The sequence below is a fragment of the Bradyrhizobium sp. 186 genome, assembly GCF_023101685.1.
In the GTDB taxonomy this organism is placed as follows: Bacteria; Pseudomonadota; Alphaproteobacteria; order Rhizobiales; family Xanthobacteraceae; genus Bradyrhizobium.
The window spans coordinates 1626340-1643197 of the sequence record NZ_CP082164.1 but is presented as its reverse complement, the minus strand read 5'-3'; the positions used below and the strand labels follow the sequence as shown (position 1 = coordinate 1643197).

General features: G+C 61.1%; 14 protein-coding genes and 1 pseudogene. 11 read left to right on the top strand and 4 right to left on the bottom strand.

All coding sequences use genetic code 11. The features are described from left to right. The first annotated feature begins 8 nt into the window (after nt 1-8). Nucleotides 9-1007: a hypothetical protein gene (locus IVB18_RS07650; protein ID WP_247988593.1), complete on the top strand. Its 999-nt coding sequence runs from the start codon at nt 9-11 to the stop codon at nt 1005-1007. Nucleotides 1008-1061: 54 nt separating this feature from the next. Here IVB18_RS07650 and IVB18_RS07645 read toward each other — a convergent pair whose 3' ends face one another. Further along, on the bottom strand, nt 1062-3113 hold the full coding sequence (locus IVB18_RS07645; protein WP_247988592.1) for an AAA family ATPase: 2052 nt from the start codon (nt 3111-3113) through the stop codon (nt 1062-1064). Here IVB18_RS07645 and IVB18_RS07640 point away from each other — a divergent pair. Further along, nucleotides 3085-3759, top strand: a complete 675-nt coding sequence (locus IVB18_RS07640) for a glutathione S-transferase family protein (protein ID WP_247988591.1) — start codon at nt 3085-3087, stop codon at nt 3757-3759. The two genes, IVB18_RS07645 and IVB18_RS07640, sit on opposite strands and share 29 nt — an antisense overlap. Nucleotides 3760-3975: 216 nt before the next feature. On the opposite strand, the gene IVB18_RS07635 is transcribed toward IVB18_RS07640, so the two are convergent. Together IVB18_RS07635 and IVB18_RS07630 are read right to left on the bottom strand one after the other, a co-directional pair. After that, entirely contained in the window at nt 3976-5229 is a 1254-nt protein-coding gene (locus tag IVB18_RS07635) for an efflux RND transporter periplasmic adaptor subunit (RefSeq protein ID WP_247988590.1), read from the bottom strand. Between the two features lie 37 nt (nt 5230-5266). Continuing rightward, nucleotides 5267-8434: an efflux RND transporter permease subunit gene (locus IVB18_RS07630; RefSeq protein WP_247988589.1), complete on the bottom strand. Its 3168-nt coding sequence runs from the start codon at nt 8432-8434 to the stop codon at nt 5267-5269. Here IVB18_RS07630 and IVB18_RS07625 point away from each other — a divergent pair. Beyond that, nucleotides 8427-8648 (top strand): hypothetical protein, encoded by a 222-nt coding sequence (locus IVB18_RS07625; protein WP_247988588.1) that lies wholly within the window; start codon nt 8427-8429, stop codon nt 8646-8648. The genes IVB18_RS07630 and IVB18_RS07625 overlap by 8 nt on opposite strands. A 379-nt stretch (nt 8649-9027) precedes the next feature. Here IVB18_RS07625 and IVB18_RS07620 read toward each other — a convergent pair whose 3' ends face one another. Further along, a complete protein-coding gene (locus IVB18_RS07620; RefSeq protein WP_247991580.1) occupies nt 9028-9609 on the bottom strand; it encodes a c-type cytochrome in 582 nt (193 codons plus the stop codon). Between the two features lie 393 nt (nt 9610-10002). Here IVB18_RS07620 and IVB18_RS07615 point away from each other — a divergent pair, with 393 nt between their 5' ends. The 8 genes and pseudogenes from IVB18_RS07615 to IVB18_RS07580 all read left to right on the top strand — a co-directional run bounded on the left by IVB18_RS07615 (nt 10003) and on the right by IVB18_RS07580 (nt 16802). Further along, nucleotides 10003-10809: a sulfurtransferase/chromate resistance protein gene (locus IVB18_RS07615; protein ID WP_247991579.1), complete on the top strand. Its 807-nt coding sequence runs from the start codon at nt 10003-10005 to the stop codon at nt 10807-10809. Nucleotides 10810-11106: 297 nt separating this feature from the next. Further along, nucleotides 11107-11662, top strand: a pseudogene (locus IVB18_RS07610) (Fe-Mn family superoxide dismutase). Between the two features lie 77 nt (nt 11663-11739). Next, a complete protein-coding gene (locus IVB18_RS07605; protein WP_247988587.1) occupies nt 11740-12120 on the top strand; it encodes a hypothetical protein in 381 nt (126 codons plus the stop codon). Between the two features lie 52 nt (nt 12121-12172). Then, the gene (locus IVB18_RS07600; protein WP_247988586.1) at nt 12173-13117 is read left to right on the top strand and encodes a DUF1259 domain-containing protein; all 945 of its coding nucleotides are present in this window, start codon (nt 12173-12175) and stop codon (nt 13115-13117) included. A 247-nt stretch (nt 13118-13364) separates the two neighbouring features. Further along, the gene (locus IVB18_RS07595; RefSeq protein WP_247988585.1) at nt 13365-13736 is read left to right on the top strand and encodes a hypothetical protein; all 372 of its coding nucleotides are present in this window, start codon (nt 13365-13367) and stop codon (nt 13734-13736) included. 13 nt (nt 13737-13749) lie between these two features. Continuing rightward, nucleotides 13750-15033: a cytochrome b N-terminal domain-containing protein gene (locus IVB18_RS07590; RefSeq protein WP_247988584.1), complete on the top strand. Its 1284-nt coding sequence runs from the start codon at nt 13750-13752 to the stop codon at nt 15031-15033. Next, nucleotides 15020-16210: a chromate efflux transporter gene (chrA, locus tag IVB18_RS07585; RefSeq protein ID WP_346732615.1), complete on the top strand. Its 1191-nt coding sequence runs from the start codon at nt 15020-15022 to the stop codon at nt 16208-16210. Before IVB18_RS07590 ends, chrA begins: the two co-directional genes overlap by 14 nt. A gap of 52 nt (nt 16211-16262) precedes the next feature. Further along, entirely contained in the window at nt 16263-16802 is a 540-nt protein-coding gene (locus IVB18_RS07580) for a PepSY domain-containing protein (RefSeq protein WP_247988582.1), read from the top strand. Nucleotides 16803-16858: the final 56 nt, after the last annotated feature.

Genomic DNA, 16858 nt, shown 5'->3' with positions numbered 1-16858 from the left:
TGCTAACCATGGGATTTCAGTTCTTTCGACTGAACGTATATGCCCGCCGCGGCGCCCACAAGTGGCGTTCCAAAAAGCGAAATCCTTCGCTTTTCGATATCCGCGACGAGATGGTGCGGGCACCGCATGCCTGCAGTCACGTGGCGGAGCCGAGGGTGCCGAAAATTGTGTTCGGCTGTGACCCGCAGGAGGCATTCGCGTTGGCTTCGACGCAGGCCGATGCAGCCGTTGATCAGCGTGGCCACAAGGTGCGGTGCGACACCCCGGTCGTCGCGGTCGGCGTCGCGAGCTGGCCCGACACGGTCGCCGATATTGAGGCCGATCCACAGAAGGCGGCGGCGTACGAACACTGGCGCACCTTGACCATCGGCTGGCTGGCCGACACGTGGGGCGACGCGCTCCAGTGCGTGGTCGAGCATCTGGATGAACCGCACCCGCATGTTCACTGGGTGATCACCCCGGACCTCCCGAAGAACGGACAGCTCCAGATTCAGAGCGTGCACCCGGGCTACGAGGCAACGGCGGCGTCGAAGGCGCGCGGCGAGACCAAGCACGAGCAGAAGCGAGCCTACAAGGCCGCCATGAAGGCCCTGCAGGACGACTATTACGAGAACGTCGCCTCCCACTGCGGCCTCACCAGGCTGGGGCCGCGCCGGCAGCGCCTGACCCGCGAGGAGTGGACCGAACAGCAGCGCCAGGCCAAGTCGCTGGCGAAAGCCCGCGCTAGCCTCATGATCGATCTCGAGAAGGCGAAGGCCCAGGCGAAGCAGGTCATCGACGATCGGATCGCGAAGACCCAGGCGGTGGCGCAGGCGCGCGTGAACGACGTCACGATGCAGATGCATCAGCGCATTGAGGCGTTGCAGCAAAAGGCCCGGCAGTTGCTCTCGGAGCAGCAGAAGCTGACGACCAAGCTGGAAAGCGAACTTGCTCTCAAGGAGGAAGCACTTCAGTCCGCTCTGGCTCTTCTGGAAGAGCACGGGATCGGGCAGCCGTCACCTTCGTAAAATGAACCCTTCGGCTCGCGTAATCACCATTCTCCAGGCAATGCAGCGCCGCCGTCACGGCCCCTCCTGCCGGCCGGGGTCGTCGACGAGGCGCAGGACAACGCCGCGCTCCGGCGTCGCCGGCTTCGGCGACTCCTTCGAACGAGCGGCCTCGAGCATCGCGGCGATCTCGGCGCCGACGATGCTGCTCCGCTCGAACAGCTGGCGCGCCACCCCGATCAGCGTCGATCGGTTAGCCTCGAGCAAGTCATGACAGGCGCTATCTGCCTCGGCGAGCTCGATTCCCACTGCGGCGCGGATGTCGACGTAGCGGAGAAACTCCTCGGCGCGGCGCAGGTCCCCGAGATGCGTCAAGGGCGAAGGCCCCGACAAACCGAGCCCGCCCAGCATCGCGCAGCTGAGCCTGGTAGCCTCCGCGAGATCCTCCCGAGCGCCGTCGGACGCCTCGCCGAGCAGGACTTCCTCCGCGGCGCGGCCGGCCAGCAGGACCTCGATTCGGAAGCGATAGGCGGTCGCCGTGCCCTCGAACGCGAGCTTCGCCGTGCGCATCGACATCCCGAGCCGCTGGTCCGTGCGCGTAATGTTGGCGACGACGCCGTCGGCGCCGAAGCGCAGCACGTCAACCAGGGCGTGACCCGCTTCATGGACTGCCGTCCGCCAGCGCAGCTCGTCGGAGCGGTCATCGTCGCCGAAGACGGCATGACGAAGGTCGTCGAGCCGGAGCTCGCGGTTCTCGCGCCGTGCCACACGGCGCGCGTCCTTGACCGCGCGCTCCGCATCGGCGCCTGTCATGCCGGCCGCCGACGCCACGACGGCAGAGATGTCGGCGCCGACGAGATCGCCCTTCAAGCGCACCCGGAAGATCTTCTCGAGCTCGGCGGGATCGGGCAGACCGATGCGAACCACGTTCTCGAAGCGGCCGGCGCGCAGCAATGCCGGCTCGCAGGCTTCGACCTCGTTGGTGCAGCCGATCAGGAATACGCCTTCCCGCCGGCGCACGCCGTCGACCTCCTCGAGAAGGGCGTTGACGCAGTTCCTGACGTAGTCCGAGTGCGAATGCTTGACGCCACGGCGGTCGACGAAGCTGTCGCACTCCTCGAGCAGAATCACACAAGGCGCACACGCGCGGGCGGAGGCGAAGTCGCGGCGCATGGCCGCCAGGAAATCACCCAAGTGGCCCTCTGCCTGCCACGAATAATACGAGCAGACGATCAGCGGGATGCCGGATTTCGAGTCCTCGCCCAACGCGCTCCGCGCAAAGGCCTCGGCGAACAATGTCTTGCCGACGCCGGGCGGCCCCGCGAGCATCACAGCGCTTGAGACCGAATCGTCCCAGGTGGTGGCCTCACCCCGTCGCCAGGCGGCGAGCCCCGTGATCGCGTCGTCGGCCCAGGCGCGCGCCTCGGCCATGCCGTGGATCTCGGATAGGAGCAGACCGCGCGATGGCCGTTCTGCACTCTTCAGGGTGGCGAGACGGTGCAGTTCGTCGACGCACGCCTCCGGCGTCCGGTCGAAGCGGATGGCGGCAGCGAGGTCTCCGACGCCGAGAGCGCGCACCGTCTCGGCCGGAAGGTCCACCGCCGTCTTGACGCCGGTCACGGCGCGGATCGTGCGCGCGACCGTCGCGAGATCGAGCGTCGGCACTTCGATCCGGTGCCGCGCCGCGTCGTTCACCACCTTCGGCAGGCAGGTGCGGCCGTCGGGCGAGAACGCGACGAACGGCAGCGCGTAGCCGCACATGTCGACGGCGACACGTTCGAGACGCTCCTTCGCGGCGTCCTTGAGCGGCTCCTTCAGCATGATGTAGGCGCCGTCGAGCGCACAGCGACGGCCGGGAGCGGTCCTGACCAGATCGATCAACCGCGACGCGTCGTCGAAGAACATCCCGCGCCACTCGCCCTTCAGCGCATCGAGCAGCGCGCCGTCGGCGACGTCGACAACGACGGGAGCGCCCCCCGACAGCAGGTCCTGCGCCGCGGCCGGCGAAGCGTCAAAGGCGCGCGCGAGCATCAACGCCGCGGCGATCCGCGGCGCGCTCGGGGGGCATCCTTCGCGGCTCGCGCTCTCCTCGAAGCCGGTGTTTCCGATCAGCACCTTCGTCAACATCGTCCGGCTCGTCCTGACGCACAAGAAGGTCGCATTCGATTTTCACGATCTCGAACCGGAGATGGGGAGCCCAGCCCATCTGTCGTTGCATCCGTTCAACCGCGTGCCGATCCTGGATCACGCGGGTTTCCGCATCTACGAAACTTCGGCGATCGCCCTTTATGTCGACGAAGCCTTCGGTCCTGCACTTCAGCCAAGGGACATGCGCGAACGCGCCAGGATGCATCAATGGATCAGTGCCGTGAGCAGCTATTACTATCCCTATATGTCCTATCATCTGAGCCATGAGCGGCTGATCTATCCCGCGCTCGGAATTGCTTCAGACGAGAAGGTGGTCGCTCACGCCTTGCCGCGCATCGCGATCGCACTGGACGTGATGGAGTGCGAACTGTGCACGGACGCGGTTTACCTACTTGGCGACCAACTGACGCTGGCTGATTTCTTTGTTCTCCCCACCCTGACCAGTTTGAGCATGACGCCGGAAGGCCATGAGATGCTCAAGACCCGGCCGCGGATCACGGCGTGGCGTGCGCGAATGGAGGCGCAGCCCGCCGTCACCAAAGTTTGGGCAATGGTCGCTCCGCACATCGGCGAGCCCGTCGAGCACGCGCGCAAATGGGTTGAGACCCATCGGCCCCAATATTGAGTGCCGGCAGTTAACCCGCCGGGCTAAGTGGATCATTGCTATTCGAGTTTGGTGATCGTCCTAACGCCACCAATTTCTGTTGCAGTGAAGACCACCTTGTCACCGGGCTGCAGGGCGTTGGGCACGAAGGCCGTCTTCTGCCTTCAAATCCTCGGCTCCGCCGCGACTGTTCGCGCCAACCGTCACGCTTTGCGTCTCAGTTTCCGTGCCGTGATGCTAGGAGTTCTCGCGGACCATCTGCGGCTGAACCGCCGTTCTCAGAAGCGGCGCGCCGTTGGTGCTTGCCACCACCGGTGTCTCCTCCGATAGGCCCGCGGTCACCTCGATGCGACCGTTATCGGTGAGACCAGTCTTTATGGCGAGGCGTGTGATCCGATTGTCGGCGATGGTGTACACGAAGGTGCCGTCGCCATCTGAACTTACGGCCGCGGTGGGTACCGTAAGCGCATCGGGGCGCCGGTTCATTTCCAGTGAGACCTGTGCATACGTGCCCGGATAAAGCCGTTCATTGGGGTTAGGTAGGTCGATCTCGGTACGCATATTGCGGGTCTCGGGATCGAGACGCAGCGAGAAGCGGGTTACCTTGCCGATCAACGCCTGACCGTCGAAGCCAGCGGGCTTGACGATGGCCGGATCGCCGACGTGAAGGTGAGGTACGTCGTTCTCCGGAACGTCGCAAAACACCCGGATCGTGTCTATCCGCTGCACCGTGAAAAGTGACCCTGCGGACGGCGTGGTCCGCGTGGCCGTCGCGGCCTGGACCAAATCGCCCCGGTTCACCTGTCGCCGCGCCACCACGCCGTCGAAAGGCGCCACGATCTGCGTATAGGCGAGCAGCGTCTTGATCTTCTCCACAGTCGCAGCGGCGACGTCGACCTGATTCGCGGCGAGGTCGCGGTTTGCCTCTGCAACGCCGAGATCGGCCTTGGCGATATCAGCATTGGCGTGCACCTGATCGAGCGTCCGGTCGCTGATGAACTGCCGTCCTTCACCCAACTGCTCCCGGTCTTTCGCCAGAGCGTTCTGAAGCGCTACGTCCGCCTTGTTGTGGTCCAGTTGGCGGCGCGCGCTCTCCAGCGAACTTTTCTTGGATTCGAGCTGTGCCTGAGCTTCGGCGAGTTCCTGCTTCATTTCGGGAACGTCGATTACGGCGAGCACTTGACCCCCTTTCACGTGATCCCCGATGTCGACGCGAACATCCGACAGGTATCCGGAGACTTTGGCGAACAGGTCCGCCTCCTCGAAGGCTTCCAGGGTGGCGTTGGTTTGGAGACGTTGGGCCACCGTGGCGCGGCGCGGACGCACAACTTCGACCCGCGGTAGGTTATCCGGCTTCCACGGACTCACGCGCGACGGCGATGGCGATGGCGATGGCGATGCTGCCAAATCCCAATCCGCAACGATGCCTGCCGCGCCGACGCCGACGACAACCACCAAGACCTTGATAACCGTTCGACTCGTGAAATTCATGGTGTTCCGCCTTTAAATTCCGTTCTGGCTGTTCCGCTTATTCCGCCGCCCGAGCATGGTGCTCAGTGAATCCGTCGCCACGATCCGACACCAACCCGAGCCGCGGCTCCGGCTCGAAATAGCGGCTATCCGGGTCGTCAGGATCGAGCGACGCGCAAACCGGGGCATGCCGCGACTGGAGCATAGCCAAGATCGCCGGCAGTATAATGAGCGTGGTGCACGTCGCGCCGACGAGACCGCCGATCACCGCCCGCCCCAGCGGCGCGCTTTGCTCTCCGCCTTCGCCTAGGCCGAGCGCCATTGGCATCATCCCGGCCAGCATCGCGAAACTTGTCATCAATATCGGACGCAGACGGCTTCGTGCGCCTTCGATTGCAGCCTCCCATGGTTCGTGGCCCGCGATGCGGCTGCGCTCGGCGAAAGTCACAAGCAGGATGGCGTTTGCCACGGCCACACCGATCGCCATGATCGCGCCCATGAAGGATTGAATGTTGAGCGTGGTCCGGGTGAGCCACAGCATAAGCACGACCCCGGCGATGACGGCGGGAACCGTCGACCCCACCGCCAGGGAAAGCCGGAACGACTGGAAATTTGCGGTCAGCAGCAGAAGGATGACTCCCACCGCCATCAAGAGCCCCAGGCGCAGACCCCCGAACATCTCCGCCATCGGCTCGACTTGCCCGCGCACTGTTACATTCACCCGATCGGGCGGCTTTCCCGTATCTTTGATAGCCTGCTGCACGCGGGCGGCCGCGCGTCCGAGATCCTCGCCCGAGATGTTTGCGCTCAGCGTCAGCATGCGCTGCATGTTGTAGCGGTCATATTCGCCGAGCGCTGTGCCGTCGGTAACGCCGGCCACATTGCGGAGGTCGATCTGTCCGCCCGACCGGCGAGCGATGGGGAGATTCTTCACCTCCTCCAGGGAATTCATCTGGTGCTCGGGGATCTCGACTTGCACCTGATAACCAATACCGCTCTTGGGATCGGGCCAATAATTCGCGGAGGTGTAGCGACTGGATGACGTGCCCGCGACGACCGATTTCGCCACGTCATTCGCCGTAACACCGAGTACGCCCGCCCGCTCGCGGTCTACCGCGACCTTTACTGTCGGGTAATTAAGTTCCTGCTCGAATCCCAGGTCACGTAGCGTCGGCAGCTGTGCCAATTTCGCTCGCAGCTTGTCGGCATATTGGCGGCTATCGGCGAGGTTCGGCCCACTCACTGCTACTTCGATGGGGGTCGGCGCGCCGAAGCTCATCACCCGGCTGACGATGTCGCTCGGCTCGAATGAGAAGCGTACACCCGGCAATTCCTGGGGCAATTTCTGACGCAGCCGCTCCTTCAAACCCTCGATGCCGATCTTGGTGCCGCGCTTGAGCTGTACCTGCAGCACCGCTTCCTCGGAGCCGGAACCCCACAGATAAATTGTGTTGATGGGGTAATTGGGCGGCTGCGTGCCGACAAAACCGAGGCTGATGTCGACATTATCCGGCCCGACCTCGCGCTTGATCACGTCGAGTGTCTGCAAAGCAATCTGCTCGGTGCGCTCGATGCGCGTTCCCGCGGGGGCCCTAAGATGCAACTGCAGCTGACCGGTATCCACGATCGGAAAAATCTCGGTGCCGAGCGAGCTTCCGACCAAGAAAATGACTGCGCCGGTTATGACGAGATAGGAAAGCACGACGATACGCCGTCGTTTCATGACGGCGCGCGCGAACCGATCGTACCTGGCTCGCAGCCGATCGAAGAACGTCTCTTGCGGCTCGTGGTGCATATTCGGATTGCGCAGCATCCAGACCGATAATACCGGCACAAAGGTACTGGAAAGCAGATAAGACCCCACCATCGAGAAGCCGACCGCCAAGGCTAACGGCACGAACAGGTTGTGCGCCGCGCCGGTCATGAAGAAGGCGGGAATGAACACCGCCAGAATGCAGAGCATCGCCACGAACCGGGGTAGCGTCGTCTCGGCCGTTGCCTCGCTCGCGGCGCGGGCAAGGCTGCGGCCCTCGGCAAGACGGGTGTGGATGTTCTCGATGGTAACTGTCGCCTCGTCGACCAGGATGCCGACGGCCAACGCCAGCCCGCCCAAGGTCATGATGTTGATGGTCTGACCCGATACCCAGAGCGCTGTCACCGACGCGAGAATCGCGAGCGGAATGTTCAAGACCACGACGAGCGAACTGCGCCAATCCCGCAGAAACAGCAGCACCATGAGGCCTGTGAGCACCGCGCCGAGAGCGCCTTCGACGAACAGGCCCTGGATGGCGCGCGTCACGTAGGGTGACTGGTCGAACTGGTAACCGACCTCTACGTCATCAGGCAGTACGGATTGGAAGCGTGGCAGGTTGGCCTTGACCGCCTGGACGACCGCGAGTGTCGAGGCATCCGCCCGTTTGGTCACAGGGATGTAGACCGTGCGGCGTCCATCCACCAGCGCGTAGCCGGTCTGGATGTCGGCGCCGTCTTCGACCGATCCAACGTCGCGTATGAAGATCGTCTGCGTTCCCTGCGAGCGGATGGGAATGTTGTTCAGACCGTTGAAATCCCCGACTACGGAATTGACCGGCACCATCGGCATGAGGTTGCCGATGCGGACGTTACCCGATGGGCTGACCGTGTTACCGGCACTCAGCGCCTGCACCACCTCGTCCGGCGACATGTTGTAGGAACGCAGCTTCTCCGGATCCAGGCGAACGAGGATGGTGCGCTGGCTCGAACCAAACGGCGGCGGGGCCGACACGCCTGGCAAGGTCGCGAACAACGGGCGCACTTTGAAGAGCGCCGCATCCTGGAGCTCGGCGACTGTTTTCGTCTTGCTGGAGAAGACGAGGTCGCCGACCGGGACGCTGCCGCCGTCGAACCGCATCACGAACGGCGGCACGGTTCCCGTGGGCATGAAAGCGCGGGCGCGGTCGACGTAACCGACCGTCTCGGCCGTAGCCTGCGCCATGTTCGTGCCGGGATAGAATTGGAGCTTGATCAGCCCGACGCCCTGAATCGATTTGCTTTCCACATGTTCGATGCCGGTGATGTAGAGGAAGTGGTACTCATAATAATTGACGATGAACCCTTCCATCTGCGCCGGGTCCATGCCGCCGTAAGGCTGCGCCACATACAGCACGGGCACCCCGATATCAGGGAAGATGTCCCGAGACATGCGATCGACCGTCAGAAAACCCACCAGCGCGACGGCTATGACCATCGTCAAAAGCGAGATCGGACGTCGCAATGCAAACGACACCAAGCTCATCGTGACGCCTCAGCCGATTTCACCGCGCGGAGCGCGCCTCGACGGCACCAACGGAAACGAGCGGGACATTTCGGAGAAATACGGCTCATTTTCTGTCCAAAAGCTCACCCCTCAAGGTTCAACGACCTCGAGCGGCGAGCAGAACTTGGACGGCGAGCCGTCTTAGAATGCCGGGAGTCTGCGGGCCCCGACGGTAGATGACTATCCAAGATGGCAATCAAATGCGGTCGTCTCAAGTAAACTTACTTTCACGATCCTGAAATCCAATTTGTGGTGCAGACAAATCGTGGACCTGTGTCTTGTAGAATGACGCGGCCGAGCGCCGAAAACGCAGTCATGCAACGAGTTGAGGAGATATTCCTCGCGCTGGCCGCCACTGCGTTTCTGTAGACGTAGCGGCGTCGCATGACAGGTCCGCGTTCCGCTGTGCGCTTGCACCTCCGTCCATGGCGTCAAGCCAAACCGCAGAGATTGTGATGGAAAGGCGCGGCGACAGTCTTTTGAGTGGCCGGTTTAGGTGCGGAATGACCTGCTCAAGATGAAGGCTAGAGATGCGCCAGATAGTGCGCGAGCGCGGTGATTTCCTCTTCGCTCAGGGGATAGGCGACATCCGCCATCGCCGCCACGCCACCACCGACTCGCAAACTTGACTTGTAGTCATGCAGCGCCTTGACCAGGTATTCCTCGCGCTGGCCGGCGAGACGCGCAACCGCTTTCGTTCCAGCAAATGTATCGCCGTGGCATGACGCACAGCGCCGTCCTGCGGCAGCCTCCGCACCTTTCCTGGACAAGTCGGGATTGTCATCGGGTGCGTATGCTTTCGGCGGCGTCAGCGAGGCAAAATAGGCGCCGAGATTGCGAACGTCCTCATTGTTGAGTTGCTCGGCCATCGGCTGCATGACCTCGTTCTTCCGGGAGCCGCTGCGGAAGAAAACCAGTTGCCACTGCAGGTATTGATCGGGCTGCCCCGCCAGCGACGGAGTGTTCTCAGTTTCGGACATCCCGGCTTCACCGTGGCAGGGCGTGCATTGCGCCGCCTTCTCCTTGATGGATTCGTCAGCAGCTCTGGTGGGGCCGGCCACCACGGCTAACATAGCGGCGGCCGTTGCCAGGGAGCAAAGGCGCATCTCTACGACAATTCCATAAACCGTTTTCATGCCTGCCTCCAGTTCAGCCGCGCCCTTGCGTGAGTTTGTTGCCTCGGCAATAGAGTCCCGAGCAAGCAGCCGCTCTAAGTCGCCTCGGGCCGTGAAGGTTCCGAACCGCTCACAACAAGTTTCCCACGAAGCTAGTAATTCCCGCACGAATTTGTGATGCTCCCGTTCGAACGCCTATGAGTATGCGAGTTTGTTGCTGAAAATAGTCACGAGCGCCCCGAGCCCAACAATCCGTCGTCGGTGGTTGTTGCTCTTGCTTTTGCCTCGTGGCCAAATTATTAGATGCGAAGGGGAAATGCAGTCTCCCCTTGAGACCACGGTCCAAGCGCTGCGCAGCACTCGACTTGTCGAGGAGATTTGCGCATGGACGACCGTAAAAATTCCATTTCACCAGAAATCCTGTACGCACGGCTCGGCTCCGAAGCGGCGCCGATTATTGTCGACGTGCGCCGCGACGCTGACTTTGCCGGCGCCGGAACGCTCGTGGCCGATGCGTTTCATCGCTCGCCGGACAACGTCGAAGAATGGCGAACTGATCTACCGAGCGGGCGCCAAATCGTCACCTACTGCATTCACGGACGTGAAGTCAGCCAGGGCGTGGCCGCTGCATTGGGCCTCATGGGCATGGAGGCGAATTTCCTGGAAGGCGGCATTGCCGACTGGACCGAGCAGGGATTGCCGACCCGCCGTAACATCGGCCCTACCCCGAGCAAGTGGGTCACGCGAGAACACCCGAAGATCGACCGCATTGCCTGCCCTTGGCTGATCCGCCGCTTCATCGATCCGAATGCAGAGTTCATCTACGTCCCGAAGGATCAGGTCGTTGCGGTTGCCCAACAAACGGGTGGAATCCCCTACGACATCGACGGCGTGGAATTCACGCATGAGGGCGAGCGCTGCTCGTTCGATACCATCCTGCGCATCTACGAGATCAATGATCCGGCGCTCGATCATCTGGCAACCATCGTTCGGGGTGCCGACATCTCGCGGCACGATCTGAGCCCTCAATGCGGCGGCCTGTTCGCGATCTCGCTCGGCCTCTCCGCGAACTTCCCGGATGACCACGAAATGCTGAAGCACGGCATGGTCATCTACGACGCGCTCTACACCTGGTGCCGCTCTCTGCAAGCCGAGACGCACAACTGGCCGGCGCGCGCCGCGGGAGCCTGACGGTGCTACCGAAAAGCGACCTTATGAGGAGGCAAGCACGCTTCCTTGGCGTGCTGTTCGCGATCGCGTCTGCGACCTGCGACGTCGCACCCTTGCCATGAGTCCACAACGAACCAGTCATCCGCCCCCGCGCACCTTTCGGGGAGACGTCAACCCAAGGAGATTCCCATGACCATCAAAACCGAACGCCGAAGCTTCATTCAGGGAGCGGGACTCGTTGCTGCCGCCGCATCAACAGCAACGCTGGCGGCGAGCCCTGCATTCGCCCAAACTAACCAACCGAACGGAGCCAGAACGATGCCATATCAAGCAAAACCCCTGTCACTCGACCCGAAGTCCATCAAGGGCATCTCGGAGAAGGTTCTCGTAAGCCATTATGAGAATAACTACGTTGGCGCCGTAAAGCGCCTCAACGCGATCGGCACGCAGCTGGCCGAGCTCGATTTCACCAAGGCGCCGAATTTCATAGTCAACGGCCTGAAGCGCGAAGAGTTGATCGCCGCGAACTCGATGATCCTGCACGAGATATATTTCGACGGACTCGGTGGTGGTGCCGGCGCAAGCGGCGCGCTGGCGCGCGGAATTTGCCGCGATGGGCAAGGCAGAGGGCGGCGGCTCCGGCTGGGTGATCCTGTCCTACTCGCCGCGCGACAAACGCCTGGTCAATCAATGGGCGGCGGACCACACCACGACGCTTGCCGGCGGCCGGCCAGTGCTGGTGCTCGACATGTACGAGCACGCCTATCACATGGACTACGGTGCGGCGGCCGCGCGCTATGTCGACATCTATATGGAAGCAATCCGCTGGGACAACGCTGCGAAGCTGTACGATCAGTACAGCCGCGAAGGCTAATGGCCGCGTGCGAGATACCTTGCGCAGAGATGCACAATTGGCTGGCGATGCGGGCACGCTTACGACGGAGCTCGGTCATGAGCTGCCGAACGGCACAAATCCTTGCGCTGACAATTCTGTTGCCTGCGACGGTTTGTGGATGGACTGCGCACGCGGAGGAAACGTTCAAACTGCTTGGTGAAACGGAAATCCGCGCAAGGGTGATCGGCAAGAATATTACCGATGGTTCCCACTGGGTCATCTATCTGCGGCCCGACGGCGTTCTCATAAGCGGCGAGCAGGGCCAGAAGTGGACCGGGTCCTGGAAAATCCAGAACAACAAGCTCTGCATGTCGAATCCAAACCTGGAGGCGCTCGATTGCAATGAAGTCTGGATGTCCGGAGCCAATATCAGGATGCGAGCGAACAAGGATCAAGAGACTTTCGACGCCATCGTCGAGAAGCACAGAGTGAAATGACGTCGTGTTGAAAACAATGGCGCTCGCTAAACCAACCAAGGAGGACCGAACCATGCGCAAGTTGCTTGGCATTATCGTTTCAGTTATCGCAGCTTCCGTCAGCACCGGAGCTTACCCGCAGAAATTCGACTGGCAGGTTCTTGCCGAACCTTTTGTCACGTCCGCGCATGCTGCAAACATCGACTGGCAGAAGGTCGACGACGTCTTTGGCAGAAAGCCCGTCGTCTCGGATGATGTGCACCGTTACGGCTTTCCGCGCTCCGACCTTTCGGTGACTCTCGATGGCGTCACAATCAAGCCGGCGCTGGCACTCGGTGGCTGGGTTGCATTCAAACCCATGCATGGCGAAGCCATGGTGATGGGAGACCTCGTGCTGCTCGAAAGCGAGGTCAATCCCGTCATGCTGAAGATGATCGAGGGTGGCCTCGACATCACGGCGGTACATAATCATTTGTTGCGAGCCAGCCCTGCTACATTTTACATGCATGTCGGCGGTCATGGTGACCCCGTCAAGATGGCCACGACCATTCGTGACGCCTTGGTGGTCAGCAAGACGCCGATGACCGCGCCCGCAGCAGCTTCGCCGCCGCCAGCGATCGATCTCGATACCACACAACTCGACAAGCTGATCGGTGTCAAAGGCCAGGCTAATGGCGGTGTTTACCAGTTCAATGTGCCGCGCACCGATCCCATCAAGGAAAATGACATGGTGATGGCGCCGGTCGGCCCCATGGGCGTGGCGATTGCCATCAATTTTCAACCGACCGGCGGCGGCAAAGCCGCAATCACCGGCGATTTTGTGCTCACCAATGACGAGGTCAATCCGGTGATCCGCGCCCTGCGATCGAATGGCATCGACGTCACCGCAGTGCACAGCCACATGCTGGGCGAGCAGCCGCGGCTGTTCTTCCTGCATTTCTGGGCTGTTGACGATGCATTAAAGCTTGCCAAGGGACTCCGTGCGGCACTCGACAAGACCGCGAGCATGAAGACTTAGGCGCCTTCATTCAAACAACCTTAGGAAACCTCACCATGAGAACCTGTGCGATAGCGTTGCTGATGCTCGTCGGCCTTGCGCCAACAATGCGGTGCAGGCTCAAACGAGCTGCAAAGTATGCAGCGAACAGCAGCGGCGTGCATGAAGAACTACGCCGGCCCCGCATGCAAGACCGAATACAAGATCTGCATGAAGGCCTGCGGGAAAAAATCGTGAAGCGCGGACCTCCTCACGATTGGACGCCGCGATGGTGAAGTTGACTACGCTCGCGATCGCAACACTGGTCTCGGCCGCGCTTGAAAGCAGCGCGGTCGCCGCCGAAAGCGCGCAGAAGCTGTCCGGCATGCAAATTCGGGCCAAATTCATCGGGATGCAGCTCACTGATGAAGTGCATTTCCGTGACGTCTACGACCGTGACGGCACATTGCGAAGTTATTCAGACGGCAAGATGAAAGCTGGCAAGTGGACCATCGAGAGGAACGAGATCTGTGTTTACTTCGAAGAACCAGACGATGGCTGTTACGAAGTCTGGCTCTCGGGCGACCGCATCGAGATGAAACCTTCCGGGTTGGGCTTGTCTATCGAAGGAATTCTACAACTACCGACCGACCGCAATTGATCAGGACCTGTAAATGACAACGCAAGGCATCGATGATCACCCCGGAAGCACTTCAGAGTTTTCGAATCCAGTCGTTCGCTGGATCGATTGTCGGCTGCCGATCTTCACTTTTCTGCGCCATGAACTGCACGATTATCCGGCGCCAAGGAATTTGAACTATCTTTGGAATTTCGGATCGCTGGCGGGCATCGTGCTGCTGATCATGATCGCGACCGGCATCGCACTGGCGATGAACTACACGCCGACGGTTAACGGTGCTTTCAATTCCGTTGAGCACATCATGCGTGACGTGAATTATGGCTGGCTGATCCGATATCTGCATACCACCGGCGCATCGATGTTCTTCGCTGCGGTGTACATCCACATATTTCGCGGGCTTTATTACGGGTCTTACAAGGCGCCGCGCGAGCTGCTCTGGATAATGGGCGTCGCGATCTTGCTCTTGATGATGGCGACCGCATTCTTCGGGTACACATTACCCTGGGGCCAGATGAGTTTTTGGGGCGCCACCGTCATTACCAATCTTTTCTCCGCCATCCCGCTCGTCGGTGACGGCATCGTCACCTGGCTGCTGGGCGGGTTTGGGGTCGGCAATGCCACCCTCAATCGGTTTTACGCCCTGCACTACCTGCTGCCGTTCGTAATCGTCGCGGTTGTGCTCCTGCACCTCGTCGCGCTGCACCGGTTCGGCTCCAACAACCCGGACGGCATCGAGGCCAAGAATCCGGAGGACACGCTTGCCTTCCATCCCTATTACACAGTCAAAGACCTGCTAGGACTCGCGGTCTTCCTGCTGGTGTTCGGCTGGTTCGTTTTCTATGAGCCGGGCGCTTTGCTTAATCCCGACAATTCGATCCCCGCCAATCCCGGCGTGACCCCGCCGGAAATCGTGCCCGAATGGTACCTACTGCCGTATTACGCGATCCTGAAATCAGTTCCGAACAAGCTTCTTGGCGTAGCTGCGATGGCCGGATCCATTCTGGTGCTGTTCGTGGTGCCATGGCTCGATCCCAGCCCGGTTCGCTCGGCCCGCTTCAGACCGGTCTTCCGCGTGTTTTTCTGGATCCTGGTGGTTGACTGCGTTCTTCTCGTTTTCGCGGGCGGTAACCCTCCGCAAGGAATGTGGTTGGTCCTCAGCCGACTCGGTGCCGCCTACTATTTCCTGCATTTCCTGGTGGTGCTGCCGCTCGTTGGCAGATTTGAGCGGCCACGACCACTGCCGGTCAGCATTAAACAGCCAGTTCTAGCAACTGCCGGCGGCAGCATTGCTGTTCGAGATATCAATGGCGGGGCATGACATGACGACATCGACCATAATTCCACACGGGCACATCGGCGAGTTGGTACGCTACTTCCTGCGGCTTGGGTTTCTCGGTTTCGGCGGTCCCGTCGCGCTGGTCGGCCAAATGGAGCGCGAGCTGGTCGATGAAAAGAAATGGCTCACGAAGGACCAAATGCGTGAGGCGATCGCGATTTGCCAGTCGCTCCCCGGCCCGCTCGCGATCCAGGTCGGCATCTACGTCGCCTATCTGCGCTGCGGTTTCTGGGGCGCCTGGGCCGGTGGCTGGGCTTTCATCCTTCCGAACTTCGTCATCGTGGCTGCGCTGGGTGCCCTCTATGTCTATTTGGGCGACCTCCAGCCGGTAACCGCCATTTTTTATGGCGTCAGCCCGGCTGTGATCGCACTAATCCTGCATTCCTGCTACCGGCTTGCCAAGCTCGGCATGGAAGACTGGCTGCAATGGTCGATCGCAGCGGTTTGCCTTGTGGTCACCGTCATTCTGCAGGCCGAGGTGGCACTGCTGTTCATCGGCGCGGGCATTGTCGGCATTCTGTATTACGGCAGCCTGTTCAAGCGAACGCCGCCTGCACTCTCGGTAACGGTGGCGCCAGTTCTGGCACAGCTCGCACCGACTTCTTCGGGCTCGATTCTGGGGAAACTTTTGCTGTTCTTCCTCAAGGCCGGCTCGCTCACCTTTGGTAGCGGCCTCGTGATCGTCCCGTTCCTCGAACAAGGACTTGTGCAGCAATTCGGCTGGCTGGATCAGCGGCAGTTTCTGATCGCAGTGGCGATCGGGATGATCAGTCCCGGGCCGGTCGTGATCACCGCAACCTTTGTCGGTTACCTCGTCGCCGGATTTTGGGGTTCAGTGGTCTCCACCGTCGGGATTTTCCTGCCGTCATTTCTCCTCGTACTGATCGCGGCCCCCCTGCTCGCGCGTCATCGCGGCAACCCAAACGTTCAGGGGTTCGTCAAGGGAGCCTACGCGGCGGCGATCGGAACCATCCTGGGCGCCTGCATCCTGCTGGGACGCATTGCGATCGGCGACTGGCTCACGGCTCTGATCGGGGTGGCCTCGCTCGCCATCCTGTTTCGCTGGAAAGTCAGTAACCCGCTGCTCATCGCCGCGACGGGTGCCCTCGGCTTGATTGCGTTCCCGCTGCTGCAGCCAACCTGGGTGATGGTCCACTAGCTGACGTAGAGCGAACTTCTGGGGGCGACACTACCCACCGATGGAGATCAAGATGACCCGAAGAAAAATGATGCTAATGACGGCCGGCGCATCGGTTCTCGGAGTCGCCGCCTTGATAGGATTCGCCAACCATAGCGCAATCCTGGCGGACGATGATGACGAAGGCCAGGAGGCGCTGATCAAGCTACTGGATCCAGCGAAGATCAATCTGCAACAAGGGCTCGCCGCCAGCGAACAAGGCGGTCAGCCCATTTCAGCCAAATTCGAGGTCGAGGACGGCAAACTCCAGCTCTCGGTCTATAGCGCAAAAGACGGCAAGTTCTTCGAGGCCCTGGTGAACCACGTGACTGGTCAGATTCTGCGGATCGAACCGATTACGGAGGGAGACGACCTCAAGGCGGCGAATTCGCAGAGCGCCACAATGGCGAAGGCAAACAGGTCGTTGAAGGAGGCGGTCGACAAGGCCACGGCGCCAGCCGCAAAAGCCCGTGCAATAAGCGTGATGCCCAGTCTGAAAGACGGACATCCCGTGGCATCAATCGTTCTCCTTGATGGTGAACAGTTCAAGACGGTTGAGCAGCCTTTGGACTAGCAACGCTCCACCCGATAGCGCATCTCTAGGTGTGGTATCGTTCGTCTCGGGGGATG

Coding starts and splice junctions, on each gene's coding strand:
- IVB18_RS07625 (WP_247988588.1), top strand. CDS start 8,427: ATGACCATCGTCAAAAGCGAGATCGGACGTCGCAATGCAAACGACACC.
- IVB18_RS07635 (WP_247988590.1), bottom strand. CDS start 5,229: ATGAATTTCACGAGTCGAACGGTTATCAAGGTCTTGGTGGTTGTCGTC.
- IVB18_RS07590 (WP_247988584.1), top strand. CDS start 13,750: ATGACAACGCAAGGCATCGATGATCACCCCGGAAGCACTTCAGAGTTT.
- IVB18_RS07650 (WP_247988593.1), top strand. CDS start 9: ATGGGATTTCAGTTCTTTCGACTGAACGTATATGCCCGCCGCGGCGCC.
- IVB18_RS07645 (WP_247988592.1), bottom strand. CDS start 3,113: ATGTTGACGAAGGTGCTGATCGGAAACACCGGCTTCGAGGAGAGCGCG.
- IVB18_RS07620 (WP_247991580.1), bottom strand. CDS start 9,609: ATGCGCCTTTGCTCCCTGGCAACGGCCGCCGCTATGTTAGCCGTGGTG.
- IVB18_RS07595 (WP_247988585.1), top strand. CDS start 13,365: ATGGTGAAGTTGACTACGCTCGCGATCGCAACACTGGTCTCGGCCGCG.
- IVB18_RS07605 (WP_247988587.1), top strand. CDS start 11,740: ATGAGCTGCCGAACGGCACAAATCCTTGCGCTGACAATTCTGTTGCCT.
- IVB18_RS07630 (WP_247988589.1), bottom strand. CDS start 8,434: ATGGTCATAGCCGTCGCGCTGGTGGGTTTTCTGACGGTCGATCGCATG.
- IVB18_RS07600 (WP_247988586.1), top strand. CDS start 12,173: ATGCGCAAGTTGCTTGGCATTATCGTTTCAGTTATCGCAGCTTCCGTC.
- IVB18_RS07580 (WP_247988582.1), top strand. CDS start 16,263: ATGACCCGAAGAAAAATGATGCTAATGACGGCCGGCGCATCGGTTCTC.
- chrA (WP_346732615.1), top strand. CDS start 15,020: ATGGCGGGGCATGACATGACGACATCGACCATAATTCCACACGGGCAC.
- IVB18_RS07615 (WP_247991579.1), top strand. CDS start 10,003: ATGGACGACCGTAAAAATTCCATTTCACCAGAAATCCTGTACGCACGG.